Origin of the sequence: [Pseudomonas] carboxydohydrogena, assembly GCF_029030725.1 — a bacterium.
Classification (GTDB): Bacteria; Pseudomonadota; Alphaproteobacteria; order Rhizobiales; family Xanthobacteraceae; genus Afipia; species Afipia carboxydohydrogena.
On the sequence record NZ_CP113162.1, the window covers coordinates 317,948 to 341,900 of the forward strand.

29 protein-coding genes are annotated in these 23,953 nt (G+C 64.0%); 13 read left to right on the forward strand and 16 right to left on the reverse strand.

Annotation, left to right across the window (positions count from 1 at the left end):
• Positions 1–24: 24 nt before the first annotated feature.
• Positions 25–1,437 carry a 3-isopropylmalate dehydratase large subunit gene (gene leuC / locus AFIC_RS01510; protein ID WP_275247436.1) on the reverse strand — a complete coding sequence of 471 codons (1,413 nt, stop codon included), beginning with the start codon at positions 1,435–1,437 and terminating at the stop codon, positions 25–27.
• Between the two features lie 137 nt (positions 1,438–1,574).
• On the opposite strand from leuC, the gene AFIC_RS01515 reads away from it, so the two are divergent.
• Positions 1,575–1,985 (forward strand): VOC family protein, encoded by a 411-nt coding sequence (locus AFIC_RS01515; protein WP_275247437.1) that lies wholly within the window; start codon positions 1,575–1,577, stop codon positions 1,983–1,985.
• Positions 1,986–2,057: 72 nt separating this feature from the next.
• Here the strand turns inward: AFIC_RS01515 and rplS are convergent, their stop codons facing one another.
• The 5 genes from rplS to ffh all read right to left on the reverse strand — a co-directional run bounded on the left by rplS (position 2,058) and on the right by ffh (position 5,881).
• On the reverse strand, positions 2,058–2,447 hold the full coding sequence (gene rplS / locus AFIC_RS01520) for a 50S ribosomal protein L19 (protein ID WP_275247438.1): 390 nt from the start codon (positions 2,445–2,447) through the stop codon (positions 2,058–2,060).
• Between the two features lie 263 nt (positions 2,448–2,710).
• Positions 2,711–3,430 carry a tRNA (guanosine(37)-N1)-methyltransferase TrmD gene (gene trmD / locus AFIC_RS01525; protein ID WP_275247439.1) on the reverse strand — a complete coding sequence of 240 codons (720 nt, stop codon included), beginning with the start codon at positions 3,428–3,430 and terminating at the stop codon, positions 2,711–2,713.
• The gene (gene rimM / locus AFIC_RS01530) at positions 3,427–3,966 is read right to left on the reverse strand and encodes a ribosome maturation factor RimM (RefSeq protein ID WP_275247440.1); all 540 of its coding nucleotides are present in this window, start codon (positions 3,964–3,966) and stop codon (positions 3,427–3,429) included. Before rimM ends, trmD begins: the two co-directional genes overlap by 4 nt.
• Entirely contained in the window at positions 3,967–4,293 is a 327-nt protein-coding gene (gene rpsP, locus AFIC_RS01535; protein WP_275247441.1) for a 30S ribosomal protein S16, read from the reverse strand.
• 40 nt (positions 4,294–4,333) lie between these two features.
• Positions 4,334–5,881, reverse strand: coding sequence for a signal recognition particle protein (ffh, locus tag AFIC_RS01540; RefSeq protein WP_275247442.1), 1,548 nt, complete (start codon positions 5,879–5,881; stop codon positions 4,334–4,336).
• Positions 5,882–6,150: 269 nt separating this feature from the next.
• Between ffh and AFIC_RS01545 the strand changes: the two genes are divergently transcribed.
• Entirely contained in the window at positions 6,151–7,212 is a 1,062-nt protein-coding gene (locus AFIC_RS01545; RefSeq protein ID WP_275247443.1) for an MBL fold metallo-hydrolase, read from the forward strand.
• Positions 7,213–7,333: 121 nt separating this feature from the next.
• Here AFIC_RS01545 and AFIC_RS01550 read toward each other — a convergent pair whose 3' ends face one another.
• Together AFIC_RS01550 and AFIC_RS01555 are read right to left on the reverse strand one after the other, a co-directional pair.
• Positions 7,334–8,029: an SIMPL domain-containing protein gene (locus tag AFIC_RS01550; RefSeq protein WP_275247444.1), complete on the reverse strand. Its 696-nt coding sequence runs from the start codon at positions 8,027–8,029 to the stop codon at positions 7,334–7,336.
• 10 nt (positions 8,030–8,039) lie between these two features.
• Positions 8,040–8,840 (reverse strand): GyrI-like domain-containing protein, encoded by an 801-nt coding sequence (locus AFIC_RS01555; RefSeq protein ID WP_275247445.1) that lies wholly within the window; start codon positions 8,838–8,840, stop codon positions 8,040–8,042.
• 140 nt (positions 8,841–8,980) lie between these two features.
• Between AFIC_RS01555 and dapF the strand changes: the two genes are divergently transcribed.
• Together dapF and mtaB are read left to right on the forward strand one after the other, a co-directional pair.
• Positions 8,981–9,853: a diaminopimelate epimerase gene (gene dapF / locus AFIC_RS01560; RefSeq protein WP_275247446.1), complete on the forward strand. Its 873-nt coding sequence runs from the start codon at positions 8,981–8,983 to the stop codon at positions 9,851–9,853.
• Complete coding sequence (gene mtaB / locus AFIC_RS01565; protein WP_275247447.1) at positions 9,853–11,106, forward strand: tRNA (N(6)-L-threonylcarbamoyladenosine(37)-C(2))-methylthiotransferase MtaB; 1,254 nt, start codon at positions 9,853–9,855, stop codon at positions 11,104–11,106. The genes dapF and mtaB overlap by 1 nt, the downstream gene beginning before the upstream one ends.
• On the opposite strand, the gene AFIC_RS01570 is transcribed toward mtaB, so the two are convergent.
• Positions 11,095–11,829: an RluA family pseudouridine synthase gene (locus AFIC_RS01570; RefSeq protein WP_275247448.1), complete on the reverse strand. Its 735-nt coding sequence runs from the start codon at positions 11,827–11,829 to the stop codon at positions 11,095–11,097. The genes mtaB and AFIC_RS01570 overlap by 12 nt on opposite strands.
• Positions 11,830–11,898: 69 nt before the next feature.
• Here AFIC_RS01570 and ftsY point away from each other — a divergent pair, with 69 nt between their 5' ends.
• Together ftsY and AFIC_RS01580 are read left to right on the forward strand one after the other, a co-directional pair.
• Complete coding sequence (gene ftsY / locus AFIC_RS01575) at positions 11,899–12,855, forward strand: signal recognition particle-docking protein FtsY (protein WP_275247449.1); 957 nt, start codon at positions 11,899–11,901, stop codon at positions 12,853–12,855.
• Between the two features lie 8 nt (positions 12,856–12,863).
• Positions 12,864–13,466 carry a septation protein A gene (locus AFIC_RS01580; RefSeq protein WP_275247450.1) on the forward strand — a complete coding sequence of 201 codons (603 nt, stop codon included), beginning with the start codon at positions 12,864–12,866 and terminating at the stop codon, positions 13,464–13,466.
• 12 nt (positions 13,467–13,478) lie between these two features.
• Here the strand turns inward: AFIC_RS01580 and AFIC_RS01585 are convergent, their stop codons facing one another.
• Positions 13,479–13,964 carry a MarR family winged helix-turn-helix transcriptional regulator gene (locus tag AFIC_RS01585; protein ID WP_275247451.1) on the reverse strand — a complete coding sequence of 162 codons (486 nt, stop codon included), beginning with the start codon at positions 13,962–13,964 and terminating at the stop codon, positions 13,479–13,481.
• A 109-nt stretch (positions 13,965–14,073) separates the two neighbouring features.
• On the opposite strand from AFIC_RS01585, the gene AFIC_RS01590 reads away from it, so the two are divergent.
• From AFIC_RS01590 to AFIC_RS01620, 7 genes are all read left to right on the forward strand, one after another.
• The gene (locus tag AFIC_RS01590; protein ID WP_275247452.1) at positions 14,074–15,861 is read left to right on the forward strand and encodes a chloride channel protein; all 1,788 of its coding nucleotides are present in this window, start codon (positions 14,074–14,076) and stop codon (positions 15,859–15,861) included.
• Between the two features lie 81 nt (positions 15,862–15,942).
• Positions 15,943–16,386, forward strand: coding sequence for a PAS domain-containing protein (locus AFIC_RS01595; protein WP_275247453.1), 444 nt, complete (start codon positions 15,943–15,945; stop codon positions 16,384–16,386).
• A gap of 107 nt (positions 16,387–16,493) precedes the next feature.
• A complete protein-coding gene (locus AFIC_RS01600; RefSeq protein WP_275247454.1) occupies positions 16,494–17,189 on the forward strand; it encodes an RNA polymerase sigma factor in 696 nt (231 codons plus the stop codon).
• Positions 17,190–17,252: 63 nt separating this feature from the next.
• A complete protein-coding gene (gene folE / locus AFIC_RS01605; protein WP_275248605.1) occupies positions 17,253–17,876 on the forward strand; it encodes a GTP cyclohydrolase I FolE in 624 nt (207 codons plus the stop codon).
• A 16-nt stretch (positions 17,877–17,892) separates the two neighbouring features.
• Entirely contained in the window at positions 17,893–19,419 is a 1,527-nt protein-coding gene (locus AFIC_RS01610; protein ID WP_275247455.1) for an FAD-dependent oxidoreductase, read from the forward strand.
• Between the two features lie 126 nt (positions 19,420–19,545).
• A complete protein-coding gene (locus AFIC_RS01615; protein WP_275247456.1) occupies positions 19,546–20,067 on the forward strand; it encodes a DUF4142 domain-containing protein in 522 nt (173 codons plus the stop codon).
• A 35-nt stretch (positions 20,068–20,102) separates the two neighbouring features.
• Positions 20,103–20,420: a cupredoxin domain-containing protein gene (locus AFIC_RS01620; RefSeq protein ID WP_275247457.1), complete on the forward strand. Its 318-nt coding sequence runs from the start codon at positions 20,103–20,105 to the stop codon at positions 20,418–20,420.
• A gap of 6 nt (positions 20,421–20,426) precedes the next feature.
• On the opposite strand, the gene AFIC_RS01625 is transcribed toward AFIC_RS01620, so the two are convergent.
• The 6 genes from AFIC_RS01625 to blh form a co-directional block, all read right to left on the reverse strand.
• Positions 20,427–20,885 (reverse strand): group III truncated hemoglobin, encoded by a 459-nt coding sequence (locus tag AFIC_RS01625; RefSeq protein WP_275247458.1) that lies wholly within the window; start codon positions 20,883–20,885, stop codon positions 20,427–20,429.
• A gap of 66 nt (positions 20,886–20,951) precedes the next feature.
• A complete protein-coding gene (locus tag AFIC_RS01630; RefSeq protein WP_275247459.1) occupies positions 20,952–21,425 on the reverse strand; it encodes a TlpA disulfide reductase family protein in 474 nt (157 codons plus the stop codon).
• A 41-nt stretch (positions 21,426–21,466) separates the two neighbouring features.
• Entirely contained in the window at positions 21,467–21,892 is a 426-nt protein-coding gene (locus AFIC_RS01635; protein ID WP_275247460.1) for a YeeE/YedE family protein, read from the reverse strand.
• Positions 21,889–22,296 (reverse strand): YeeE/YedE family protein, encoded by a 408-nt coding sequence (locus AFIC_RS01640; RefSeq protein WP_275247461.1) that lies wholly within the window; start codon positions 22,294–22,296, stop codon positions 21,889–21,891. The genes AFIC_RS01635 and AFIC_RS01640 overlap by 4 nt, the downstream gene beginning before the upstream one ends.
• Entirely contained in the window at positions 22,293–22,637 is a 345-nt protein-coding gene (gene bigR, locus AFIC_RS01645; RefSeq protein WP_275247462.1) for a sulfite-sensing transcriptional repressor BigR, read from the reverse strand. Before bigR ends, AFIC_RS01640 begins: the two co-directional genes overlap by 4 nt.
• Positions 22,631–23,923, reverse strand: coding sequence for a bifunctional sulfur transferase/dioxygenase Blh (blh, locus tag AFIC_RS01650; RefSeq protein ID WP_275247463.1), 1,293 nt, complete (start codon positions 23,921–23,923; stop codon positions 22,631–22,633). Before blh ends, bigR begins: the two co-directional genes overlap by 7 nt.
• Positions 23,924–23,953: the final 30 nt, after the last annotated feature.

A 23,953-nucleotide genomic window follows, 5' to 3' on the forward strand; every position in this document is an offset into this window, starting at 1 on the left:
TGAGTCCGATGTGATGAAGGACGCTTAAGCGGCCTTCCAGTCGCGGATATCGACGAAGTGGCCTGCGATCGCCGCCGCCGCCGCCATCGCGGGCGACACCAGATGGGTGCGGCCCTTGAAGCCCTGACGGCCCTCAAAATTGCGGTTCGAGGTCGAGGCGCAGCGCTCCTCAGGCGACAGCTTGTCGGGGTTCATCGCAAGGCACATCGAGCATCCCGGCTCGCGCCACTCAAAACCGGCCTTGAGGAAAATCTTGTCGAGGCCCTCGGCTTCCGCCTGCTCCTTCACGAGACCCGAGCCCGGCACCACCATGGCGTTGAGGTTGCCGTTGACGGTGTGCCCGGCGACGACCTTGGCCGCCGCGCGCAGATCCTCGATGCGGCCGTTGGTGCACGAGCCGATGAACACGCGGTCGAGCTTGATGTCGGTGATTTTTGTGCCGGCCTTCAGCCCCATGTAAGCCAGCGCGCGCTCCTTCGACAGCCGCTTGGCTTCGTCCTCGATCTTCGCCGGATCGGGCACGAAGCCCGCGACCGACGCGACGTCTTCAGGCGACGTGCCCCAGGTAACGATCGGCGGCAGGTTCGCGGCATCGAGACGAATCTCGGCATCGAAATGCGCGCCGTCGTCGCTGCGCAGCGTGTCCCAGTAGCGGATGGCCTGCTCCCAGTGTGCGCCCTTCGGCGACAGCGGACGGCCTTTCAGGAATTCGTAGGCCTTCTCATCCGGCGCAACGAGGCCCGCGCGCGCGCCGCCTTCGATCGACATGTTGCAGACCGTCATGCGGCCTTCCATGGTGAGCGCGCGGATCGCGTCGCCGGCGTATTCCAGCACGTAGCCGGTGCCGCCCGCGGTGCCGATTTCGCCGATGATGGCGAGGATGATGTCCTTCGCGGTGACGCCTTCGGGCAGCTTGCCGTCGACGACGGCGCGCATGTTCTTCGCCTTCTTCTGGATCAGGGTCTGGGTGGCGAGCACATGCTCGACCTCGGAGGTGCCGATGCCATGCGCCAGCGCGCCGAACGCGCCATGCGTCGAGGTGTGGCTGTCGCCGCAGACAACGGTGGTGCCCGGCAGCGTGAAGCCCTGCTCGGGGCCGACGACGTGAACGATGCCCTGACGCTTGTCGAATTCGTTGAAGTACTGCACGCCGAAATCGCGCGCGTTGGTGGCCAGCGCGGCGATCTGTTCGGCGCTCTCCGGATCGGGATTGGGCTTGGAGCGATCCGTCGTCGGCACGTTGTGATCGACCACGGCGAGCGTCTTCTCCGGCGCATGCACCTTGCGGCCCGCCGTGCGCAGGCCTTCGAACGCCTGCGGCGAGGTCACCTCGTGGACAAGGTGGCGATCGATGTAGAGCAGGCAGGTGCCGTCGGGCTGCTCGTCAACCAGATGATCGTTCCAGATCTTGTCGTACAGGGTGGTCGGTTTGGCCATGATGCTTTCGCTTTACTCGGTGTTCGCTTGTCCGGGTCGGGCGCTTTCCGTAGGCGCCTGTTGCAGCGGGCTTTTTACTCGCATAAGGGGCCACGGGAAAGTATCCTCGCCATATAAGAACTGCATGGGGCTCCTCAATGTCTGCACGGCCGCCGGTCGCACCCTATTTGACGGTTTCGCCCGCGGCGGGCGCCATCGCCTTCTACAGCGCCGCTTTCGACGCCAAGCAGAAAGCCCTGATGCCCGCGCTTGACGGCCTTCGCATCATGCATTGCGAACTGGAAATCAACGGCGGCACGCTGTTCCTGTCGGATGCGTTCCCGGAATTCGGCACCGCCCGCCCGCCGCTGCCGGGCGAGCCGGTGACGGCCTCGGTCAGCCTCGAATTCGCAACCTCCGAGGAGGTGGACGAGGTGTTCGCGCGCGCCACGAAACTCGGCGCGAAAGGCGAGGTGACGCCGACGAACTCGTTCTGGGGCACGCGCACCGCGATCGTGCGCGACCCGTTCGGCCATCGCTGGATCATGAACGGCCCGCTCGCGACATAATTTCTGGTCCGATCGCGCATGAAAAAAGCCCCGGCGAACCGGGGCTTTTTTGAATTCGTGAAAGAAGAACGATTACTCGGCGGCCGCAGCAGCGGTCTGGCGCTGGTCCTGCTTTTCGACGATGCGGGCCGACTTGCCGCGCAGGCCGCGCAGGTAATACAGCTTGGCGCGACGCACCTTGCCGCGACGCACGAGCTTGATCGAGTCGATCATCGGCGAATAGATCGGGAAGACACGCTCGACACCTTCGCCGTACGAAATCTTGCGCACGGTGAAGCTCTCGTTGATGCCGCCGCCGTTGCGGCCGATGCAGACGCCCTCATAGGCCTGCACGCGGGTGCGCTCGCCTTCCTTGACCTTGACGTTGACGGTCACGGTGTCGCCGGGGCCGAAGTCGGGAATCGTCTTCCCGGCGGCGAGCTTTTCGAGCTGCTCTTTCTCGAGCTCTTGGATGAGATTCATAGCAAAACTCCATCGGGCGGCGCGCCCGAAAGGGACTGCGCGAAATTTCGTATCCAGTGGTCCGGTTCTGACATTCGCACCCCGTTGCAGCAGTCGTCCTTGCGAATGTCAGAACCAAAGGACCACTGGCAAATATAAACCCCTCGTGTCCGATCGAATCGGCATTCGCTACGGAATGCGCAGCGGATTCTGGCGAATGCCGAATTCGGGACACGAGGACGTGCACGGATTGGGCGCTGCTATACGCCAAACCGCAACGGTTGTCACCCGTCCGTCGTGTTTTTTGGCGTCCTTGAGCCGTTTCGGGCGGCCCAGAGGTCCGGACGGCGGCTTCGGGTCAGGGATTCGGCCTGCGCACGCCGCCACGCCTCGACCCTGGCATGGTCTCCGGAGGTCAAAACATCAGGGATTCCATGGCCTTCAAAGGTCTGGGGCCGGGTATATTGCGGGTACTCCAGAAGCCCGTCGGAGAAGCTTTCCTCGGTTCCCGAGGCGAGCTTGCCCATGACACCGGGCAGCAGCCGGATGCAGGCATCGATCAGCACCATGGCGCCGAGTTCCCCGCCGGACAGCACGTAATCGCCGATGGACACTTCCTCGAGGCCGCGCGCCTCGATCACGCGCTGGTCCACGCCCTCGAACCGGCCGCAGACGATCAGCGGGCCGGGCCCTTCCGCCAGTTCCACCACCCGCGTCTGGGTCAATGGCCGACCGCGCGGGCTCATCAAGAGGCGTGGGCTACTCGTATCCTGCCCAACCGCGTCGATGGCGGCCGCCAGAATGTCGGCGCGCAGCACCATGCCGGGTCCGCCCCCGGCCGGGGTGTCGTCAACGCTGCGGTGCTTGTCGGTTGCGGAGGCGCGGATGTCGCGAACGTCGAGTTGCCAGATGTCCGAGGTCAGCGCGCGCCCGGCGAGGCTGACGCCGAGCGGGCCCGGAAACATCTCCGGAAAGAGTGTAAGGACGGTGGCGCGCCAGCTCATGGCGCGGAATCCGCCGAGTCAGGGCTATCCCCCTCGATTTCGCCCGGCAATTCGATCACGACATGCCCCGCCGCAAGATCGACGGTCGGCACCACGGCGTTGGTGAAGGGCAACAACAATGAGGGACCGCTTTTCGGCGCGATCTCGATGATGTCGCCCGCGCCGAAATTATGGATCGCCGTGACGGTGCCGATGGCCGCGCCTTGCGGATCGATGGCGGCAAGGCCGATCAGGTCGGCGTGGTAGTACTGGCCTTCATCGGTGTCGGGCAGGGCGTCGCGCGCGATATAAAGCTCGATGCCGTTGAGGCGCTCGGCTTCGTCGCGATTGGTGACGCCCTTGAGCATTGCCACCAGATGATCCTTGGTGACGCGGGCGCGCGCCACTTCAAATTGCCGCGCGCCGTCTTTGGTCGAGAGCGGGCCGTAGTCGATCACCGCCATCGGGTCTTCGGTGAACGGCCACAACCGCACCTCGCCGCGCACCCCGTGCGCGGCGCCGATTTTCGCAACGCAAATGCGCGCTGCCTTGCTCAATTACTTCGCGGCTTCAGCGGCGGCCTTGCGCTCCTTGCGCGGCACGGCCTTCTCGGGGTTGTTGCGCGCGGTGCGCTTCTTGACGCCGGCTGCATCGAGGAAACGCATCACGCGGTCGGACGGCTGCGCGCCCTTGGCGAGCCAGGCCTTCACCTGCTCCATGTCGAGCTTGAGGCGGGCTTCGTTGTCCTTCGGCAGCAACGGGTTGAAGTAGCCGAGGCGCTCGATGAAGCGGCCGTCGCGGGGAAAGCGCGAGTCGGCGACGACGACATGATAAAACGGGCGCTTCTTGGTGCCGGCGCGGGCGAGGCGAATGACGACTGACATGGTGATCTCCGTTCGATTTAAAATGCTTGTGTAAGTGGGGTTATTTCTTCTTGCCCAGTCCCGGAAATCCTCCGAGTGGAGATTTCCCAAGTCCCGGCAATGTTGGTTTTCCGAGGCCGCCCAATCCCGAGGGCAGGCCTGGAAAGTCTTTCTGCAATGACGGTATGCCGCCGGGGCCTTGCGGCAACCCTTGGGGCATCTGGTCCTTCAATTGCTGAATCTGTTCGGGCGACGGCATGCCGCCGCCAAAGCCCATCATCTGCGCGAGGCCGGCCATCGGCCCGCGCTTGCCCGATCCCATGGCCTTCATCATGTCGGCCATGCCCCGGTGCATCTTCAGGAGCTTGTTGACGTCCTCGACCCTGACGCCCGCGCCCGCGGCGATGCGCTTCTTGCGGCTCGCCTTCAGAATGTCGGGGTTCTTGCGTTCACCGCGCGTCATCGAATCGATCACCGCCATCTGCCGCTTGACGATCCTGTCGTCGAGATTGGCGGCGGCGAGCTGGTTCTTCATCTTGGCGACGCCGGGCATCATGCCCATCAGGCCGCCGAGGCCGCCGAGATTCTGCATCTGGGCCAATTGTTCGCGCAGGTCGGCAAGATCGAACTTGCCCTTGCGCATCTTTTCGGCGACGCGCGCCGCCTTCTCCGCGTCGATGTTGGCGGCGGCCTTTTCGACCAAGGAGACGATGTCGCCCATGCCGAGGATACGGCTGGCGATACGCGAGGGATGAAAGTCTTCCAGCGCGTCGGTCTTTTCACCGGTGCCGATCAGCTTGATCGGCTTGCCGGTGACCGCGCGCATCGACAGCGCGGCGCCGCCGCGTCCGTCGCCATCAACACGGGTCAGCGCGATGCCGGTGAGGCCGACGCGTTCGTCGAACGCGCGCGCGAGATTGACGGCGTCCTGACCGGTGAGGGAGTCGGCGACGAGCAGCACTTCATGCGGATTGGCAGCGGTTTTCACCGCTGCGGCCTCGCGCATCATCTCCTCGTCGAGCGTGGTGCGGCCTGCGGTGTCGAGCAGCACGACATCGTAGCCGCCGAGCTTAGCCGCTTGCAGCGCGCGTTGCGCGATCTGCTGCGGCATCTGGCCCGCGACGACCGGCAGCGTCTCGATGGAAAGGTCGCGGCCGAGCACCGCGAGCTGTTCCTGCGCCGCCGGACGGTAGACGTCGAGCGAGGCCATCAGGACTTTTTTCTTGTCGCGGCTTGTGAGGCGGCGCGCGAGCTTCGCGGTGGTCGTGGTCTTGCCGGAGCCTTGCAGGCCGACCATCATAATCGCGATCGGTGCCGGCGCATTGAGGTCGATGGTCTGGCCGTCGGAGCCGAGCGTCGCCACCAGTTCGTCGTGAACGATCTTCACGACCATCTGGCCCGGCGTCACGGACTTGACGACGGTGGCGCCGATGGCCTGTTCGCGGACCTTGTCGGTGAACGAGCGCACGACATCGAGCGCCACGTCCGCTTCCAAAAGCGCACGGCGCACTTCGCGCATCGCGGCATCGACATCGGCTTCCGACAGCGCGCCGCGCCGCGTCAGCTTGTCGAGTATGCCTCCGAGCTTTTCCGACAGATTGTCGAACATCGCTGCGTCGTATCCCGTTGCGCCCCGGATGGAGCAATGATCCAAACACTTTTGCGCCCGAGGGCGCATCGCGCTGTCGGGCGTTGACCTCCGGCGTCTCGCACCGGGCGGCGGGTCGAAAAGAAAGCCTTTTCGAGAAGTGGCGCGGTTAAATACCCGCATCCGCCGAAAGTCAAGAAAAGAGCGGAAAACACAGATTTTGTGGCCGGAAAGGCGCTTCGCGGAGCCGTTATTTGCTTCTCGATGCGATTTGGGGGCCTATCGCGGCCATGAAAATCACCCGCCGCGGCTTTTTTGGAACTCTGGCTGGCCTCGGCGCCACCGCGGGCGGGTTCTCGGCATGGGCTTCCGGCATGAAAACCTATCACGGCCCGGTCTCGGACCATTTCGACGGCCTGCGCTTTTTCGATCCCCACGGCGCGCCGCCTCGTCCATTGGCCGACCTGCTGCGCTGGCGCTTCTCCAGCCATCCGGCGAAATGGCCGGACCATGCGCCGAGCGGGTTTGCCGATGTGCCGCCATCGAATGTTGATGGGAAACAGGTCCGGCTTTCCTTCGTCGGTCATGCGAGTTGGCTGATCCAGACGGCCGGGCTGAACATTCTGGTCGATCCGGTGTGGTCGGAGCGGGCCTCGCCCTTCAGCTTCGCAGGCCCGAAGCGCGTCAACGATCCAGGCATCGCGTTCGATGCGCTGCCGCCGATCGATGCCGTGCTGGTGTCGCACGGCCATTACGATCATCTCGATATGCGTACGCTCTCAAGGCTCGCGGCAAAGTTCTCGCCGCGCGTGATCACGCCGCTCGGCAATGACGTGACGATGCGCGGGCATGACGATGCGATCCGCGCGGAAGCTCATGACTGGAATCAGCGCGTCGAGATCGGCAACGGCGGCGTCGCGGTGACGCTGGCGGCGACGCGGCACTGGAGCGCGCGCGGCCTGTTCGACCGCAACAAGGTGCTGTGGGCGAGCTTCGTGCTGGAGACGCCCGCGGGCAAAATCTACATCGTGTGCGATTCCGGCTATGGCGATGGCGGTCACTTCCGCCGCGTGCGCGAGGCGCACGGCGCGTTGCGGCTTGCGATCCTGCCGATCGGGGCCTACGAGCCGCGCTGGTTCATGCGCGACATGCACATGAATCCGTCCGACGCGGTGAAGGCGCTGGTCGATTGCGGCGCCGCGCAGGCGCTGGCGCATCATCACGGCACGTTCCAGTTGACCGACGAGGCGATCGACGCACCGGCCCGCTCGCTCGATGCGGCGCTTGGAGAGGCGAAGGTGCCGCGCGAAAAATTCGTCGCGTTGAAGCCGGGACAGGTGTTTGAGATTTAGGTTGCAAGGTCGTCATTGCGAGGAGCTTCAGCGACGAAGCAATCCAGTAGCCAATACTATCTTAGGTCGCTGGATTGCTTCGCTTCGCTCGCAATGACGGGCGGCTGATTCCGGTCCGCCCTCACGGCGTCTTCGGCTTGATCTCGTAGGTCACCTGAACCGAGACCCGCAGCGTCTGCTCGCCCGCCGCGATCGGAGTCGGCGCGGCATCCATGCTGGCTTTCATGGTGCGGAAAGCCATCGGCGGCGGTGCGCCGCCTTCGGAGATGTTGAGCGGTCCGCCGAGAGTTACGCCTGCGGATTGGGTATAAATCGCAGCCTTGCGGTGCGCGTCTTCGAGTGCCTTGGCGCGGGCCTCGTCGAGCAGCTTCGAGGATTGCGACACCGAGAAGCCGATACCGCCGATGTCGTTGGCGCCGGATGCGACCAGCGCATCAAGGGTGTCACCGATCTTGGCGAGGTCGCGCAATGTGATGCTGACGCGGTTGGTCGCGCGATAGCCGGTGATCTGCGGAGGCGCGCTCGAATTGTTGCGGCTGGTCATCTGCGGTTGCAGCGAGATCTGCGAGGTCTGGACATCCTTCTGAGCGATGCCGGTTCCTTTCAGAGCGGTGAACACGGCGTTCATCGCCTTGGCGTTGGCTTCGCTCGCGGCGCGCGCGGTTTTGGCTTCCGTGGTCACGCCGGCCTCGATCTCGGCGAGATCGGGCGCGGCCGAAACGGTGGCCTGGCCGCTGACCGAGATCGCGGGTGGCAGCGCTTCGGCGAATGCGGGCGAGGCAAGCGCGAGACATGCGGCGGCAACGAGACAACGCATGATGGACTCCTTATTTCAGGGGGACGAAGACGTTGATGATGAGCTTGTCTTCTTCGGTCTTGAGCGGATCGGTGACGTATTCCTCGATGAAGCTGTCCTTGGCTTCCAGCTTCTTCTCATCGAGATAGTTGGTGATGGCCTCGTAGGTGTTGTCCATGTTGTCGTAGGAGCCGCGATGGACGAACTTCAGCACCTTGCCTTCGGGCGACTGGCCGATGCTCATGGTCTTGGGAAGATTCTTCGGCTCCTGACTGACCGGCATTTCGGCCTGGAAGGTGAAACCGGCGTCGTCGGTCGAGGTGTAGACGATCAGCACTGGGCCTGCGGGATCGATCTTCTGCTTGGCGAGCAGGGTGTTCAGCGTCTTGATCGAATCCGTCAGCGTCTCGAAAGCCGAGTCCCACACCGCCTTGCCTTTCAGCACGACGACCTTTTTCGCGGTCAGCGTGGTTTCCTCGCCGAACGGATCGGCGGTCTGCACCTTGGCGGGAGGCGCGGCCTCGGTCGCGGGTGAAGAAGGCGCGGGCGTGGTTGCCGCAGGCGGCGTGGCGGGTACAGCGGGAGCGGCAGGCGCGGATGATTCGGGCGGCGTCGCCGGAGCAGGGGTGGCCGCAGGCGCCGGAGTGGTCGCGGGGGCAGGATCGGGCGCAGGCGCAGGTGTCGTGGGAGGCGTCACCGGCTTGTCGGCCGTCGCGGGCGCGGGGGTCGTGGGAGCCGCGGGCGCTTGCGCGGAGACCGGAAGAACCGCCATGGAGGCCGCCACGAGAGCGATCGGGACCAGCAAAACCAGTCGGGTCGGGCGGGACGTCATCCGGAAATCTCCATTTTATGGGGGCTTGCGTGGGAGAAGCGTAGCATGGCGGGGCAGGGGCGTCAGGTCATCGAAAAGCGGGTGTCTGGCGGGCTGGTCATTGCCGCCATCCTCGCCATATAAAGCGCCTGGATTTTGACATGACCGTGCTCGCAAACCATAGCTTCGCCAAGATGAACGGAATCGGAAACGAGATCGTTCTCGTCGATCTCCGCAAGTCCGATTCACAGATCAGTGCGGCCGAGGCCCGCGCCGTCGCCGCGCCGAATGGCGTGCCTTACGATCAATTGATGGTGTTGCAGAAGCCGAAGCTGGCCGGCACCAAGGCCTTTGTGCGCATCTATAATAATGACGGCTCGGAGGCGGGCGCCTGCGGTAATGGCATGCGCTGCGTCGCCAGGCGCGTGTTCGGCGAAAGCGGCGAGACCGCCGCGACCTTCGAGACGCGCGCGGGACTCCTGAATTGCTGGCAGGGGCCGTCACCCGATCTTTACACGGTCGACATGGGCGCGCCGAAGTTCGGCTGGCAGGACATTCCGCTGGCGGAAGAATTCCGCGACACGCGCTACATCGAATTGCAGGTCGGGCCGATCGATGCGCCGGTACTGCATTCGCCGTCCGTGGTCAGCATGGGCAACCCGCACGCGATCTTCTGGGTGGATGACATCGACGCCTACGATCTCGAACGGTTCGGGCCGCTTTTGGAAAATCACCCGATCTTTCCCGAGCGCGCCAACATCACGCTCGCGCATATCGTGGATCGCGACCATATCCGGATGCGGACATGGGAGCGCGGCGCGGGCCTGACCAAGGCGTGCGGTTCGGCGGCCTGCGCCACGGCGGTGGCGGCGGCGCGGCTCAAGCGCACCAACCGTATCGTGCGGATGAGTCTGCCCGGCGGCGACCTCACCATCGAATGGCGCGAGCGCGACGACCATGTGCTGATGACCGGCGCTGCGGTGCTGGAATATGAAGGCGTGTTCGATCCGGAATTATTTTCGGCGCTGGCGTGATGCCGGTTGAACTCGTCACCTTCGGTTGCCGTCTCAATTTTGCCGAATCGGAAACGATGCGTGCCGAAGCCGGTCGCGCGGGCGTACAGGATGCGGTGATCGTCAACACCTGCGCGGTGACCAGCGAGGCGGTGGCGCAGGCGCGCCAGACCATCCGGCGATTGCGGCGCGAGCAGCCGTCAAAGAAAATCATCGTCGCCGGATGCGCGGCGCAGACCGATTCCCAGATGTTTGCAGGCATGCCGGAAGTCGATCGCGTGCTCGGCAATGACGACAAGATGCGCGCCTCTGCATGGCAGGACACGCGCCGCGCGTTCGATCTCGATGACGGCGAGAAAGTCGCGGTCGCCGATATCATGGCGGTGCGCGAGATGGCGCCGCATCTGGTGGATGGATTTCACAACGGTCAGCCGCGCGCCTTCGTGCAGGTGCAGAACGGCTGCGATCATCGCTGCACCTTCTGCATCATTCCGTATGGGCGCGGCAATTCGCGCTCGGTGGCGATGGGGCCTGCGGTCGAACAGGTCCGCAAGCTGGTGGAGGGTGGCTGTCCCGAAATCGTGCTGACCGGCGTCGATATCACGAGCTATGGCGCAGATTTGCCGGGCGCGCCGAAACTGGGTGCGCTGGTCAAACAGATCCTCAAGCATGTGCCGGAATTGAAGCGGCTGCGGCTGTCGTCAATCGATTCCGTCGAGGCGGATCGCGACCTGCTCGATGTGATCGCCGACGACGAACGTCTGATGCCGCATCTGCATCTGTCGCTACAGGCGGGTGACGATCTCATTCTCAAGCGCATGAAGCGGCGGCATTCGCGCGGCGATGCCATTGCGTTCTGCGATCAGGTGCGGCGGCTGCGGCCGGACACAGCCTTCGGCGCCGATCTGATCGCGGGCTTTCCGACCGAGACGGAGGCGATGTTTGCGCAGTCGCTGGCGCTGGTCGATGATTGCGACCTCACCTTCCTGCACGTGTTCCCGTACTCGAAGCGGCCCGGCACGCCGGCGGCGAAGATGCCGCAGGTCGAGGGGCGCGTCGTCAGGGAACGCGCGAAGCGGTTGCGTGACGCGGGTGAGGCGGCGCTGCAACGGCGGCTTGCGAGCGAGTCAGGCAAGACCCGTCACATTCTGATCGAGAGTGCTGTACAGGGCCGCACCGAGCATTTCCTGCCCGTTGCGATTGAAGGCGGCATTGCGGGCGACGTGCGGGCCATGACCATTGCGGGTCATGACGGCGCACGCTTAAGCGTGTGACGCGACCTGCTCCGGTGCGTGCACGTCTTCGCCGTTCCATCCACACGCACGCAGCCGCTCATGCAAATGCAACGGCACCGGCGCGACCACGCGCACTGGCGGCTTGTTCTTTGAGAGCGGCACGACGATCTCGCGCGAATGCAGATGCAGGCTCGGCTCGCCGAAGCGCGGACCGTTGCCGTAGATGTTGTCGCCGACGATGGGAAAGCCCATCGCCGCGCAATGCACGCGCAACTGGTGGGTGCGACCGGTGACAGGCTCCAGTGCAAGCCATGTCAGGCCATCGCCGCGTCCCATCACGCTCCAGCGTGACTGGGAGGGCAGGCCGTTCGGATCGGGCTTTTGCCACCATCCGCGTGTTTCATCGAGCCGCCCGAGCGGAATGTCGATCTCGCCTTCGTTCTCCGCAGGGCCGCCTTCGACCACGGCCCAATAGGTCTTGCCGATCTTGCCGTGCTTGAACAGCAGCCCGAGCGAGGCGGTCGCCTTGCGGTGGCGGCCGAGCACGAGACAGCCGGAGGTGTCGCGGTCGAGACGATGTGCCAGCACGGGCGGGCGCGGCAAGCCGTAGCGCAGCGCGTCGAACGAGGCTTCGAGATTGGGGCCGCCCTTGGGACCTTTATGCACGGCGATCCCGGCCGGCTTGTCGATCACCAGCATCAGGCCGTCGCGATGAAGCACGCGCGCCTGCATCTCCCCGGCGGTCGGCTGTGGCGTATCCATAATGACGTGCGGCTTTCGTTTTTGGCGTGAACCGGGTAACACACCCCCCGCAATGTTGACAGTCCGCATATGACAGATACGCCGCAGGATAAACCGAAGCAGAACTGGTGGCAGCGGCTGTCCGCCGGGCTCAGGCGCACGTCCGGCTCGATCGGCGGCGCGCTTACCGATCTCGTCAGCAAGCGCAGGCTCGACCGCGCCATGCTCGAGGATATCGAGGACGTGCTGCTGCGCGCCGATCTTGGAACCGAAGTCGCGGCGCGGATCGCGGCGAAGGTCGGCGAGGGGCGTTACGACAAGGATGTGTCGGCGCAGGATGTTCAGGAGATCGTCGCCGCCGAGGTGGAGAAGGTGCTCGCACCGGTGGCGAAGCCGCTGGTCATCGACGACAGCCAGAAGCCGTTCGTCATTCTGGTCGTCGGCGTCAACGGCTCGGGCAAGACCACGACCATCGGCAAGCTCGCGGCGAAGTTCACGGCGGAAGGCCGCCGGGTGATGCTGGCGGCGGGCGATACATTCCGCGCCGCCGCCATCGAACAACTGAAAGTCTGGGGCGAGCGCACGGGCGTGCCGGTGGTGGCGCGCGCGCACGGCTCGGATTCGGCGAGCCTTGCCTTCGACGCGGCGAGCGAGGCGAAAGCGGACAATCGCGACGTGCTGTTGATCGACACCGCAGGGCGGTTGCAGAACAAGGCCGAACTGATGGTCGAGCTGGAGAAGGTCGCGCGCGTCATCAGGAAGGTCGATGCCGTCGCCCCGCATGCGGTGCTGCTGGTGCTGGACGCCACCGTGGGGCAGAACGCGCTGTCGCAGGTCGAGGCGTTCCGCAAGACGGCGGGCGTCACCGGGCTTGTGATGACCAAACTCGATGGCACCGCGCGCGGCGGCATCCTGGTTGCGATTTCGGAAACCTACAGACTGCCGGTGCATTTCATCGGCGTCGGCGAGGGCATCGACGACCTCGCGCCGTTCACCGCGCATGATTTCGCGCTCGCGATCGCGGGCAAGGATGCGGGACAGGGATAATCAGGATCATGGACAAGCGCGCGCCCCATCCGCTGTTCAAGCTCGCGACCGAGCTTGGCCCGCTGCTGATTTTCTTTGCCGCCAATGCCAAATTCAACCTGTTCGTGGCGACGGGCGCGTTCATGGTGGCGATCGTTGTCGCGGTGATCGCGTCCTATGTGGTGGTGCGGCATGTGCCGCTGATGGCGCTGGTCACGGCGGTGATCGTGCTGGTGTTCGGCGGCCTGACGCTCGTGCTGCATGATGAGACGTTCATCAAGATCAAGCCGACCATCATCTACGCGCTGTTCGCGGGAACGCTGTTCGTGGGTCTGATGCTGGGGCGATCGTTCATCGCGGTGCTGTTCGATCAGGTGTTCAACCTCACGCCACAGGGCTGGCGGCTGTTGACGATCCGCTGGGCGATGTTCTTCGCGGCCATGGCGGTGCTGAACGAGGTGATCTGGCGCACCCAGAGCACGGACTTCTGGGTGGCGTTCAAGGCCTTCGGAGTGTTGCCGCTGACGATGGTTTTCGCGATGGCGCAGATGCCGCTCGTCAAGCGCTACCATGTCGAGGAAGCGACGGCGGAAGCGCCCGACAGCGAGCGCGGCGATATCACGCCGCGCTGAACGCCGGAAATATCAGCTCAGCTGCTTCAGCAGCTTGATCATGCCCGGCGCGTTGCGGCGGATTTCCGCCATGTGAATGCCGGACAGCCCCTTGAGCGCGGCATCGGCCTTCGCGGTCAGGTTCAGCAGCACGCGGCGGCGGTCTTCCCGGTCGGTCTTGCGCACCACGAGCTTGGCCCGGACCAGCCGGTCCACCAGTTCGACCGCGGTGTGGTGCTTGAGGTGAAGATGCTCGGCGAGGTCGCCGACTGTGACGCCGTTCTCATCCTCAAATCCGCGAATCGCCAGGATCGCCTGATGCTGTTTCGGCGTCAGGCCGCGATTTTGCGCCGCCTGCTCGCTGAAATTGAGGAAATTGCGCAACTCGCGGCGGAACGAGGCCAGTATGAAATAATCCTTGTCCTTGATGACCACGCTGCGGGGCAGGGCAGATATGCGCTTTTGTGCCGAAATGCGAAGTTGTGCCGATTTTGCGGTTTTCTTTGTTGATTTTGCCATTCCTGACCCCGTTGCCTTCTATCGTATAGCGATATATTGACGTGACCCGCCCGAAAGGCCTTACCGCGCGCTTTCGGTAATTTCAATCCTATTTCGGATCCTTACGAATATGTCACGTTCTTCCAATGTGGCGCCGAGGCTTGGCGACTTCACCGCCGACAAACGCGTACTGGTTCTGGTCGCGATGGCGCTTCTGGTCGGCAGCGGCGGTGCAGCCTCCGCATGGGTCTTGCTGCACATGATCGCGCTGGTCACGAATCTGGTTTGGTTGCAGACATTTAGTACGGCGAATCTGTCACTTGCGGGCCTCAGGCCGAGTCTCTGGATGGTGCTGGCACCGGGGTTGGGCGGGCTCATCATCGGCCTGATGGCACGTTTCGGATCGGAGAAAATTCGCGGTCACGGCATCCCGGAAGCGATCGAGGCCATCCTGATTGGCGGCAGCCGCATGCAGCCAAAAGTCGCAGTCCTGAAACCCCTGTCGTCGGCGATTTCGATCGGCAGCGGCGGCCCGTTTGGCGCCGAAGGGCCGATCATCATGACCGGCGGCGCGATCGGTTCGCTGTTCGCGCAGTGCTTCCATATGAGCGCCGCGGAACGGAAGACGCTGCTGGTGGCGGGCGCGGCCGCCGGCATGACCGCGATTTTCGGCACGCCGATCGCGGCGATGCTGCTGTCGGTCGAATTGCTGTTGTTCGAGATGAAGCCGCGCAGCCTCATTCCCGTGATCGCCGCCTGCGTGGTGTCCGCGGCCTGGCGTCCGTTCATCATCGGTCATGGGCCGCTGTTTCCGTTCGCGGGCCATCTCGATCTGCCGTGGTGGGGCGTCTTTCTTTATATCGCGGTTGGTATTGTGGGGGGCCTGCAATCGGGCCTGCTCACCGCGGTGCTCTACAAGGCCGAGGATTTGTTCGAGCGGCTTCCGGTTCACTGGATGTGGTGGCCGGCGATCGGCGGCCTGCTCGTCGGGCTGGGCGGCCTGATCGAGCCGCGCGCGCTCGGTGTCGGCTACGACATCATCGCGGGCCTGTTGAACGACAGGATCGTCACCTCGCAGGTATTGACGATCCTGATCGTCAAATCGGCGATCTGGATCATTGCTCTGGCCTCGGGCACCTCCGGGGGCGTGCTGGCGCCGCTGCTGATTTTCGGCGGATGCCTCGCATGGCTGGAAGGTCTGGTCCTGCCGGGCGATACCGGGGCATGGGCCTTGCTCGGCATGGCGGCGATGATGGGCGGCACCATGCGCTCGCCACTGACCGGCATCATGTTCGCGGTGGAACTGACGGGCCATTTCGGCCTGCTCGAACCGTTGCTGGTCTGCACCGGCGCCGCCTATGCGCTGACGGTGCTGCTCCTGAAGCGTTCGATCCTGACGGAGAAGATCGCGCGGCGCGGCCAGCATGTCGTGCGCGAGTACAGCATCGATCCGTTCGAGTTGCTGCGCGTGTCGGACGTCATGGTGAAGAACGTCGATACGTTGCCCGCGAGCATGCGGGTGGACGAGGCGGTGGCGTTCTTCTGCGGCGATACGCCGCCGCTGCATAAATCCTATCCGCTGATTGATGAAAATGGCGTCGTGGTCGGTGTCGTCGGCCGCCGCGACATCTTGCGCTGGCGTGCGGAGAATCCCGAAACGGATGAAACTTTGTTCGATTGCATCTCGGATTCGTCGGTGGTGACAGGTTATCCCGATGAACAGGTGGCCGCACTCGCTGACCGGATGGTGGCGACGGAGGCAGGCCGCGTCCCGATCGTCGATCGCGTCAGCGGACGACTGGTCGGCCTGATGACGCGCAAGGATCTGATGCGCACGCGCGGCAACGCGCTCTCGGCGGAAACCGACCGGCTGTCATATTTCTTGCGCAGGAAGAAGCTGTCTGCGACAACGGCATAGCTGAGACGCCGCGACCGTAGACAATATTCCCCGGCCTGATCGACGCCTTTGCCAGGTGGAATTGCATCAGGGGTATCAGTCATGGACTTTCGCACGGCACTCGGGGACGCCATCCTCTCTTCGGAATCGGATGCCATCGTTGCGACCGGCAAGGATGGCGCCATCACCTTCTGGAATCCGGGCGCGGCGCGAATCTTCGGGTTTGCCGAGAACGAGGCCGTCGGACAATCGCTCGATATCATCATTCCCGAGAACCTCCGGGCCCGGCACTGGGAAGGCTATGACAAGGTGATGGAAAGCGGGCAGAGCCGCTATTCGCATGGCGACCTTCTGGCGGTGCCGGCGCTGAACAAGGCGGGCACCCGCATTTCCGTCGAATTCACCATGGTGGTGTTGTTCGGGCCGGACGGCAAACCCAACGGCACGGCGGCGGTGATGCGTGACGTGACCAAAAAATTCGAGGAAAACCGTGCGCTGCGCAAAAAGCTCGCGGCGGCGCAGAACGCGGCCAGAGAGAATATTTAGCGTTCGCCGCGATTTGATTGGTTAAGAGGCTCCGGTTCCGCTTCGGGGAAAAAAGTGTGTAACCTTTTCCGTGTGGCTCCATCTAACAGGCAGCATGGAGAACAGGGATGACCGACTCTCATAATCAGGCGCGGCTTCCGGCGCTGGACGAAACCACAAGCGACGAGGTGCTGGTCCACGCTGCGCGGGGCGGCGATGCGCGCGCCTTTCGCGCGATCCTCACCAAGTACAACCGCAGGCTTTACCGGATCGCGCGGGGTATCCTGCGCAACGATACCGAGGCGGAAGACGCGGTGCAGGAAGCCTATGTCAGCGCCTTCACGCATCTCGCGGCATTTCGCGGCGAGTCCAGCCTGTCGACCTGGCTGTCGCGCATCGTCATGAACGAATCGCTCGGACGGCTGCGCAACCGCCGCCCCATGGCCGAGTTGGCCGAGGTCGAGACGCCCGGTCAGGCGGCCGAGATCATTCAATTTCCAAACACCGCCAGAACCGATCCGGAACGCACCATGGCCCAGCGCGAGCTTCTTCGTCTTGTCGAGCGGGTGACCGACGAGTTGCCGGATGTCTATCGCACGGTGTTCGTGACGCGGGTGATCGAGGGCATGAGTGTCGAGGACACGGCTGAACTGCTCGGCATCCGCATCGAGACGGTGAAGACGCGGCTGCACCGCGCGCGCAAGCTCGTCCGCGAGCATCTCGATCGCGAGATCGGCCCGGTGATGCTCGACGCATTCCCCTTCGCGGGCAAGCGCTGCGAGCGCATGACGCAGAATGTCATGCAGCGGCTCGGCCTTGTTTGATCCATCCGTTTTTGTCCAATCATCAGATGAACGCGGCGCATGGCGCCGAAGGAGACGATCGTTATGATTTCCAACGTCAAGCTGCTTGAACGCGAGCGGGATGTGACCGCCCCCGAGCGGCCGGATCGCGCCGAGGTGGAAGATGCGTTCCGCACCATCATCCGCTGGACCGGCGACGATCCGAAGCGCGATGGCCTGATCGAGACGCCGAGCCGCGTCGCCCGCGCCTTCGAGGAGTTCTTCATCGGCTACAGCCAGAACCCGGTGACGGTGCTGCAAAAGACCTTCGAGGAAATCGAGGGCTATGACGAAATGATCACGCTGCGGGGCGTTCGCTTCGAGAGCCATTGCGAACACCACATGGCTCCGATCGTCGGCAAGGCCTGGGTCGCCTATATCCCGAACGGCCGTGTCGTCGGCATCAGCAAGCTCGCCCGCGTTGTCGAGATCTACGCCAAGCGCCTCCAGATCCAGGAGAAGATGACCGCGCAGATCGCCAACACCATCAATGACGTGCTCAAGCCGCAAGGCGTTGCGGTGCTGATCAAGGCGCAGCATCATTGCATGACGACGCGCGGCATCCACAAGCCCGGCACCGATCTCGTCACCAGCCGGATGCTCGGCTGCTTCCGCGACAATCCGGCGACGCGGCAGGAATTTTTGAGCATGACCGCGGAACGGGACTAGAGCGGAGGTAGTCGCCATGCAGCAGGATGATGCACCCAAGGGCCCGGATCTCGCCGGCGGCGTCGAACTGGCGCAACTTTCCGGCGGCAAGTTGCTGGGCCATGTCGGCGACGAGGAGGTCCTGCTGGTCCAGTCCGGCGGCGATATCTTCGCGGTCGGCGCGCACTGCACGCACTATCATGGGCCGCTGGCGGACGGGTTGGTCGTCGGCAACAGCATCCGCTGTCCGTGGCATCATGCCTGTTTCGATCTACGCACCGGCGAGGCGACGCGGGCGCCGGCCTTTGACCCGATTGCGCGGTTCAAGGTGGAACAGCGCGACGGCAAGGTGTTCGTCGGCGACAAGGTCGCGCCCTGTCCGGTCCGGCCGCGCGTGCTGAAGGAGACGCCGGACAAAATCGTCATCGTCGGCGGCGGCGCGGCGGGGTTTGCCGCGGCGGAAATGTTGCGCCGTGAACAGTTCGCGGGCGAGATCGTCATGCTGTCGAGCGAGGCGTCCGCGCCGGTCGATCGCCCCAATCTGTCGAAGGATTATCTCGCCGGTAGTGCGCAGGCGGACTGGATTCCACTGCGCTCCGGGGATTTCTACCGCGACCTGAAAATCGACCTGCGGCTTGGCGTCGAAGCCGACAGTATCGATGTTACGGGCCAAGCGGTCGTGTTGAAGGATGGTGCGCGGCTCGCTTATGACCGGCTGCTGCTGGCGACGGGCGCGGAGCCGAATCGTTTGCCGGTGCCCGGCGCGGACCGTCCGAACGTGCATGTGTTGCGCTCGCTGGCCGACAGCAATGCGATTATCGCCAGTGCGAAGGATGCGCGCCGCGCGGTGGTGATCGGCGCAAGTTTTATCGGGCTGGAGGTGGCTGCGTCACTCCGGGCGCGCGACATCGAGGTCCATGTCGTTGCGCCCGAGAAAATTCCGATGGAGCGGGTGCTCGGCCCCGGGATGGGACGGTGCGTGCGTGCCCTTCACGAGGAGCATGGCGTGATTTTCCATCTTGAGGCAGGCGTCAGCGCGATCGACGATCGCGGCGTCGTGCTCAAGAGCGGCGAAGTGATCGCGGCGGACCTCGTCGTGTCCGGGGTCGGTGTCAAGCCGCGGCTCGCGCTTGCGGAGAAGGCGGGACTTGCGATCGACCGTGGCGTTGTCGTCGACCGCTATCTGCAAACCAGCGCGCCCGGAATCTATGCGGCGGGCGACATCGCGCGCTGGCCGGACCCTCATTCGGGTGAAAGCATCCGCGTCGAACATTGGGTGGTGGCCGAGCGTCAGGGGCAGGTGGCCGCGCGCAACATGCTCGGGGCGCATGAGGCATTCGATGCCGTGCCGTTCTTCTGGAGCCAGCACTACGATATTCCGATCAACTATGTCGGCCATGCGGAAAAGTGGGATGAGATCGTCGTGCATGGCGAGATCATGGCGCATGATTGCCTCCTTGAATACAAGCTCAACGGCAAGACGCTGGCGGTGGCCTCGATCTTCCGCGATGCCGACAGCCTGAAGGCGGCCGCCGCGATGGAGGAAGGCCGCGCGCCGGTATGAGGCGCGGCGGCCGATAAAATAATTTTTTAAGGTTGCGTAACCTTTGCCGCGCGGCTGCATCCAACGGACATACGACCCAAGTGTCGTCGCCCGCCGTTATTCCACGGCGGCCACTGGAGCAGCATTATGTTGGTCAAACTCAGCGCGGCCGTTGCCGCCATTTGCCTTTTGAGCACGTCCGCTTTCGCGCAGGGCGCCAAGCTCACCGATCCGCAGATCGCGCACATCGCCTATACCGCCGGCGTGATCGATGTTGCCGCCGCCAAGCAGGCGCTGTCGAAGTCGAAGAACAAGGAAGTCATCGCCTTCGCCAAGGACATGGTTCGCGATCACGAGGCTGTCAACAAGCAGGCGCTCGATCTCGTCAACAAGCTGAAGGTCACGCCGGAAGACAACGACACCAGCCGCTCGCTCGCCAGGCAGGCGGCGGACAAGCAGGCCGAACTCGCCAAGCTGAGCGGCGCGGCCTACGACAAGGCTTACGTCGCCAACGAAGTGGCCTTCCACAAGGCGGTCGATGGCGCGCTGGCCAAGCTGCTGATCCCTTCGTCGAGCAATGCCGAGCTGAAAAGCCTGCTGGAGACCGGCCTGAAGATTTTCGAGGGCCATTTGCAGCATGCCGAGCATACGCTCGCGGATCTGAAGTAACGCGCTGTCCCTGCCACGAGCGAAAGGAAGCTAGCATGCTTGCGGCGCGCTATTGGCTTGTGCCCATGATTGTCGCGACTGTCCTCGGCAGCGCTCCGGCGCATGCCGAGACGGTGCGCGTGACCATCGACAAACTGGTGTTTTCGCCGGCGGTGGTGAAGGCCAGGGTCGGCGACACCATCGAATGGGTCAACAACGACATTCTCGCTCACACCGCGACGGTGAAGGGCGACTGGGATGTTTTGATTCCACCGAAGAAGTCGGCGACGCTGGTGATCAAGAAGGCGGGAGAGGTCGAATACTACTGTCGCTTTCATCCCAACATGAAAGCCCGGATCGACGTCACGAACTGACGCCGCTCAGGAAATGGAAGATTCGACTCGCTTGAAGCGGGCGCCTTTGGCCAGCATCACGCCATTGGCGCCCGCGATCCCCAGTTCGAGGCTTTCGGCGATGCGTCGCGCGCGCTCCATGAAGTGCTCGGCGGCCTTCGGCGTGCAGAGATCGTTCACGGTCTCCTGGAACAGTTGCAGCCAGCGGTCGAAATGCTGCGCGTCCACCGGCAGCGGCAGATGCTTGCGCATCGGCTGCCCGTGATATTCCCCGCTCATCAGCGCGACCGAGGACCAGAAGGCCTTCATTTGCCGCAGATGCGGGCCCCAATCGGCGATGCGCTGGTTGAAGATAGGGCCGATCAGATCGTCGTTGCGGACGCGGCTGTAGAACTCATCGACGATGCGGTCGATCAGGGCTTCGTCGATTCCCGTCTCGGCGCGGATCGCGCTGGTGATCTCGGCGCGCCGCTCGGCCGCTGACATGACAGATTCCGACATGGGTAACCCTTGATCGAATGATGCATCCTATATGCATCTTTCCAAGGAAAATCAACCTGCTGGCCCGGGTTCCGCGGTCAACAAGGCGATATCGGCGCCCACCCGCAGGTCGTCCTCGGCCCCCAGCGTGTGCTTGCGGATATGGCCCGCCCGGTCGATCAGCACCAGACTCGGCGTTCCGGTCATGCCATAGGCCGCCATGGTGTGGGGGATCGGCGTGGTTTCACCGGGCCGATCGACCGCGACCGGAAAATCGATGCGATATTCATGCAGGAACGCCTCCAGCGCGACGGGTGTCATGGCGGCGTGATGCTCGAACACGGTGTGGAGCCCGATCACGACAACCTTGTCGGGAGAGAAGATGTTGGCGATGCGCTGGGCCTGCGGAATGCCGGCCTGAACGCAGCCCGGACACAGCATCTGGAAGGCGTGAAGAACGACGACCCGGCCGCGCAGTTCTTCGAGCGTCAGCGGCGCTGCGACATTGAACCATTGCATCACGTCTAGCCTGGGAGCGGGGGTCATGGCGGCACACTCGTTGACAAGAGAGCATAACGCCAAACGAGTTATCCGGCCAGCATGCGGTCGTACAGCATCATGCCCGCAGCCATGGCGATTGCGAAAATGAAGGAAGGCGCGAGGCCGATCGAAAGCGACGCGACCGCGGGACCGGGACAGAAGCCGGCGAGTCCCCAGCCCGCTCCGAAAACGGCAGAACCGGCAATGAGCCGGGGATCGATGATGGTGGTTGTTGGAAGATGGAAGCAATCATCGAGCGCGGGCCGTGTCATCCTGCGCTGGAGCGCCATGCCGGGAAGTGCGACAAGAAGCGCGCCGCCGAGCACGAAAGCGAGGCTCGGGTCCCAGTGGCCGCTTGCGAGATCGAGAAAGCCGATCACGCGCGCGGGATCGACCATGCCGGACATCGACAATCCGAATCCGAATATCGCGCCTGCCGCGAGAGCGACGAGAAGGCGAAGCATGGCGTTCATCGCAATGCCCCCATGATGGTGGCGACGGCTATTCCCGTCGCGAGGAAAATCGACGTCGCGACGAGCGAGCGCTTCGAGAATCGCGCCAGCCCCAGAATGCCGTGACCCGAGGTGCAACCCGATCCCATGCGGGTGCCGATGCCGACGAGAAGCCCGGCCAACACGAGAACGGGAGCCGACGCGGCAATCGTCACCGGCGGCAGGTGCCCGGTCATGGCCGCATAAAGCCACGGCCCGCATAGAAGCCCGGCAACGAAAGCGGCATTCGTTCCGATCTGCTGGCCGCCGAGAAGCCGTCCGACGATGCCGCTGATGCCCGCGATCCTGCCGTTGATAAACAGCAGCAGCATGGCGGACAGGCCGATCAGCATGCCGCCAGCGAGCGATGGCCAATAGGACATCATCTCCGTTTTCCTTTCCGGCAGTAGATATCATGCAGGGCTTCGATCAGTTGCGCCGCCTTGGCCTCCGTCAACCGATAGAAGATCTGCTTGGCCTCGCGCCGCGTCTTGACCACGCCGGCGTCGCGCAGGATGCCGAGCTGCTGCGACAGGCTCGGCTGATGGATGCCGACCCGCTCCTCCAGCGCGCCCACGGAATATTCGCCTTCGGCCAGCGCGCAGGCGAGCGCGAGCCGTCCCGGATGGCTCAGGGTTTTCAGAAGCGCCGCCGCCTCGTTGGCGTTGGCCTCGATATCCATCGGCCGCGCGAGAACCCGCGCCGCCGCTCCCGCGCGGCTCACCATGCCGAACCCTCCAGCGCATCGAGCGGAAATTTGAGATAGCGTTTGCCGTTGGCTTCCGGTTCGGGAAGGCGGCCGCCGCGAATGTTGACCTGCAACGCGTGCAGAATGAGCTTCGGCATCGGCAGCGTTCTGTCGCGTGCTTCGCGCAGCCGGATGAAGGCGGCCTCATTAATTCCGGCAAGGTGAGGGTTGGCGTGCTTTTGCTCGCCGACCGTGCTCTCCCAGCGGGCATGGCGTCCGTGAGGCTGATAATCGTGGCCTGTGAACAGGCGCGTGTCGTCGGGCAGCGCCAGAATCTGCTGGATCGAAGCCCATAATGTCTGCGCGCTGCCGCCGGGAAAATCGGTCCGCGCCGTGCCGGAGTCCGGCATGAAGATCGTATCGTGCACGAAGGCCGCATCGCCGATCAGATAGGTGATCGAGGCCAGGGTGTGGCCCGGCGAGAACAGGATGCGTCCCTCGATAGTGCCGATCCTGAACGTGTCGCCCTGATTGAACAGGCGGTCCCACTGCGAACCGTCCGTCTGGAGTTCGGGCCAGTTGTAGATGGCCTTCCAGAGCTTCTGCACGTCGGTGACATGCGCGCCGATCGCTGTCGGAGCCCCGGTCTTGCCCTTGAGATAATGCGCGGCGGAGAAGTGGTCGGCGTGAGGGTGGGTGTCGAGAATCCATTCCACCGTCAATCCCTCGCTGTCGATGTAGGCGAGGATCGCGTCGGCATTCGCGGTGCCCGTCGCGCCGGACTTTTCATCGAAATCATAGACCGGATCGATGATGGCGCAGCGTTTGGCCGCGGGGTCGGACACGACATACTGGATGCTGCCGGTGCGGACGTCGTAAAATCCTTTCACTGCTGGCTTGCAGGCGTCATGGCGCGCGAGCCAGCGCGCGGCGCGAGAGAGATCGAAACCGCGCGCCTTGCCGAAGGTCTCGACTTCCTCGCGCCGCATTCGCCCGTCGAGAACCTCGCCGAGAACGTAGAGCGTCAGCACCCGCGTGCCGCCCTTGCAATGGGCGTAAACCGGGCCGTCGGCTGAATTCATCGCGTGCTGGAAGGCGCGGACATCGGCCTCGGTGATCGTCGAGCCCGTGACCGGCAGGAACGCGTAGCCGAGCCTGGCATCGGTGGCCGCTGCATGCTCCGCACGGTTGCCGGGCTGGGCTGCTTCCTCGCCATCGGGGCGGAGGTTGATCAGGGCAGCGTAGTCTTTCGCGAGACCGGCGATGCTGCCGATATCGGGCTGGCTCGCGACCGTCAGGCGGTCGGTGATTTTCACGGCGCTCATGAAACCCCACGGGATTCGTCAATATACAAT

Bases quoted from the DNA above. Each gene is read 5' to 3' on its own strand.
- leuC (WP_275247436.1), bottom strand. From the start codon at position 1,437: ATGGCCAAACCGACCACCCTGTACGACAAGATCTGGAACGATCATCTG.
- AFIC_RS01515 (WP_275247437.1), top strand. From the start codon at position 1,575: ATGTCTGCACGGCCGCCGGTCGCACCCTATTTGACGGTTTCGCCCGCG.
- rplS (WP_275247438.1), bottom strand. From the start codon at position 2,447: ATGAATCTCATCCAAGAGCTCGAGAAAGAGCAGCTCGAAAAGCTCGCC.
- trmD (WP_275247439.1), bottom strand. From the start codon at position 3,430: ATGAGCTGGCGCGCCACCGTCCTTACACTCTTTCCGGAGATGTTTCCG.
- rpsP (WP_275247441.1), bottom strand. From the start codon at position 4,293: ATGTCAGTCGTCATTCGCCTCGCCCGCGCCGGCACCAAGAAGCGCCCG.
- ffh (WP_275247442.1), bottom strand. From the start codon at position 5,881: ATGTTCGACAATCTGTCGGAAAAGCTCGGAGGCATACTCGACAAGCTG.
- AFIC_RS01545 (WP_275247443.1), top strand. From the start codon at position 6,151: ATGAAAATCACCCGCCGCGGCTTTTTTGGAACTCTGGCTGGCCTCGGC.
- AFIC_RS01550 (WP_275247444.1), bottom strand. From the start codon at position 8,029: ATGCGTTGTCTCGTTGCCGCCGCATGTCTCGCGCTTGCCTCGCCCGCA.
- AFIC_RS01555 (WP_275247445.1), bottom strand. From the start codon at position 8,840: ATGACGTCCCGCCCGACCCGACTGGTTTTGCTGGTCCCGATCGCTCTC.
- dapF (WP_275247446.1), top strand. From the start codon at position 8,981: ATGACCGTGCTCGCAAACCATAGCTTCGCCAAGATGAACGGAATCGGA.
- mtaB (WP_275247447.1), top strand. From the start codon at position 9,853: ATGCCGGTTGAACTCGTCACCTTCGGTTGCCGTCTCAATTTTGCCGAA.
- AFIC_RS01570 (WP_275247448.1), bottom strand. From the start codon at position 11,829: ATGGATACGCCACAGCCGACCGCCGGGGAGATGCAGGCGCGCGTGCTT.
- ftsY (WP_275247449.1), top strand. From the start codon at position 11,899: ATGACAGATACGCCGCAGGATAAACCGAAGCAGAACTGGTGGCAGCGG.
- AFIC_RS01580 (WP_275247450.1), top strand. From the start codon at position 12,864: ATGGACAAGCGCGCGCCCCATCCGCTGTTCAAGCTCGCGACCGAGCTT.
- AFIC_RS01585 (WP_275247451.1), bottom strand. From the start codon at position 13,964: ATGGCAAAATCAACAAAGAAAACCGCAAAATCGGCACAACTTCGCATT.
- AFIC_RS01590 (WP_275247452.1), top strand. From the start codon at position 14,074: ATGTCACGTTCTTCCAATGTGGCGCCGAGGCTTGGCGACTTCACCGCC.
- AFIC_RS01595 (WP_275247453.1), top strand. From the start codon at position 15,943: ATGGACTTTCGCACGGCACTCGGGGACGCCATCCTCTCTTCGGAATCG.
- AFIC_RS01600 (WP_275247454.1), top strand. From the start codon at position 16,494: ATGACCGACTCTCATAATCAGGCGCGGCTTCCGGCGCTGGACGAAACC.
- folE (WP_275248605.1), top strand. From the start codon at position 17,253: ATGATTTCCAACGTCAAGCTGCTTGAACGCGAGCGGGATGTGACCGCC.
- AFIC_RS01610 (WP_275247455.1), top strand. From the start codon at position 17,893: ATGCAGCAGGATGATGCACCCAAGGGCCCGGATCTCGCCGGCGGCGTC.
- AFIC_RS01615 (WP_275247456.1), top strand. From the start codon at position 19,546: ATGTTGGTCAAACTCAGCGCGGCCGTTGCCGCCATTTGCCTTTTGAGC.
- AFIC_RS01620 (WP_275247457.1), top strand. From the start codon at position 20,103: ATGCTTGCGGCGCGCTATTGGCTTGTGCCCATGATTGTCGCGACTGTC.
- AFIC_RS01625 (WP_275247458.1), bottom strand. From the start codon at position 20,885: ATGTCAGCGGCCGAGCGGCGCGCCGAGATCACCAGCGCGATCCGCGCC.
- AFIC_RS01630 (WP_275247459.1), bottom strand. From the start codon at position 21,425: ATGACCCCCGCTCCCAGGCTAGACGTGATGCAATGGTTCAATGTCGCA.
- AFIC_RS01635 (WP_275247460.1), bottom strand. From the start codon at position 21,892: ATGAACGCCATGCTTCGCCTTCTCGTCGCTCTCGCGGCAGGCGCGATA.
- AFIC_RS01640 (WP_275247461.1), bottom strand. From the start codon at position 22,296: ATGATGTCCTATTGGCCATCGCTCGCTGGCGGCATGCTGATCGGCCTG.
- bigR (WP_275247462.1), bottom strand. From the start codon at position 22,637: ATGGTGAGCCGCGCGGGAGCGGCGGCGCGGGTTCTCGCGCGGCCGATG.
- blh (WP_275247463.1), bottom strand. From the start codon at position 23,923: ATGAGCGCCGTGAAAATCACCGACCGCCTGACGGTCGCGAGCCAGCCC.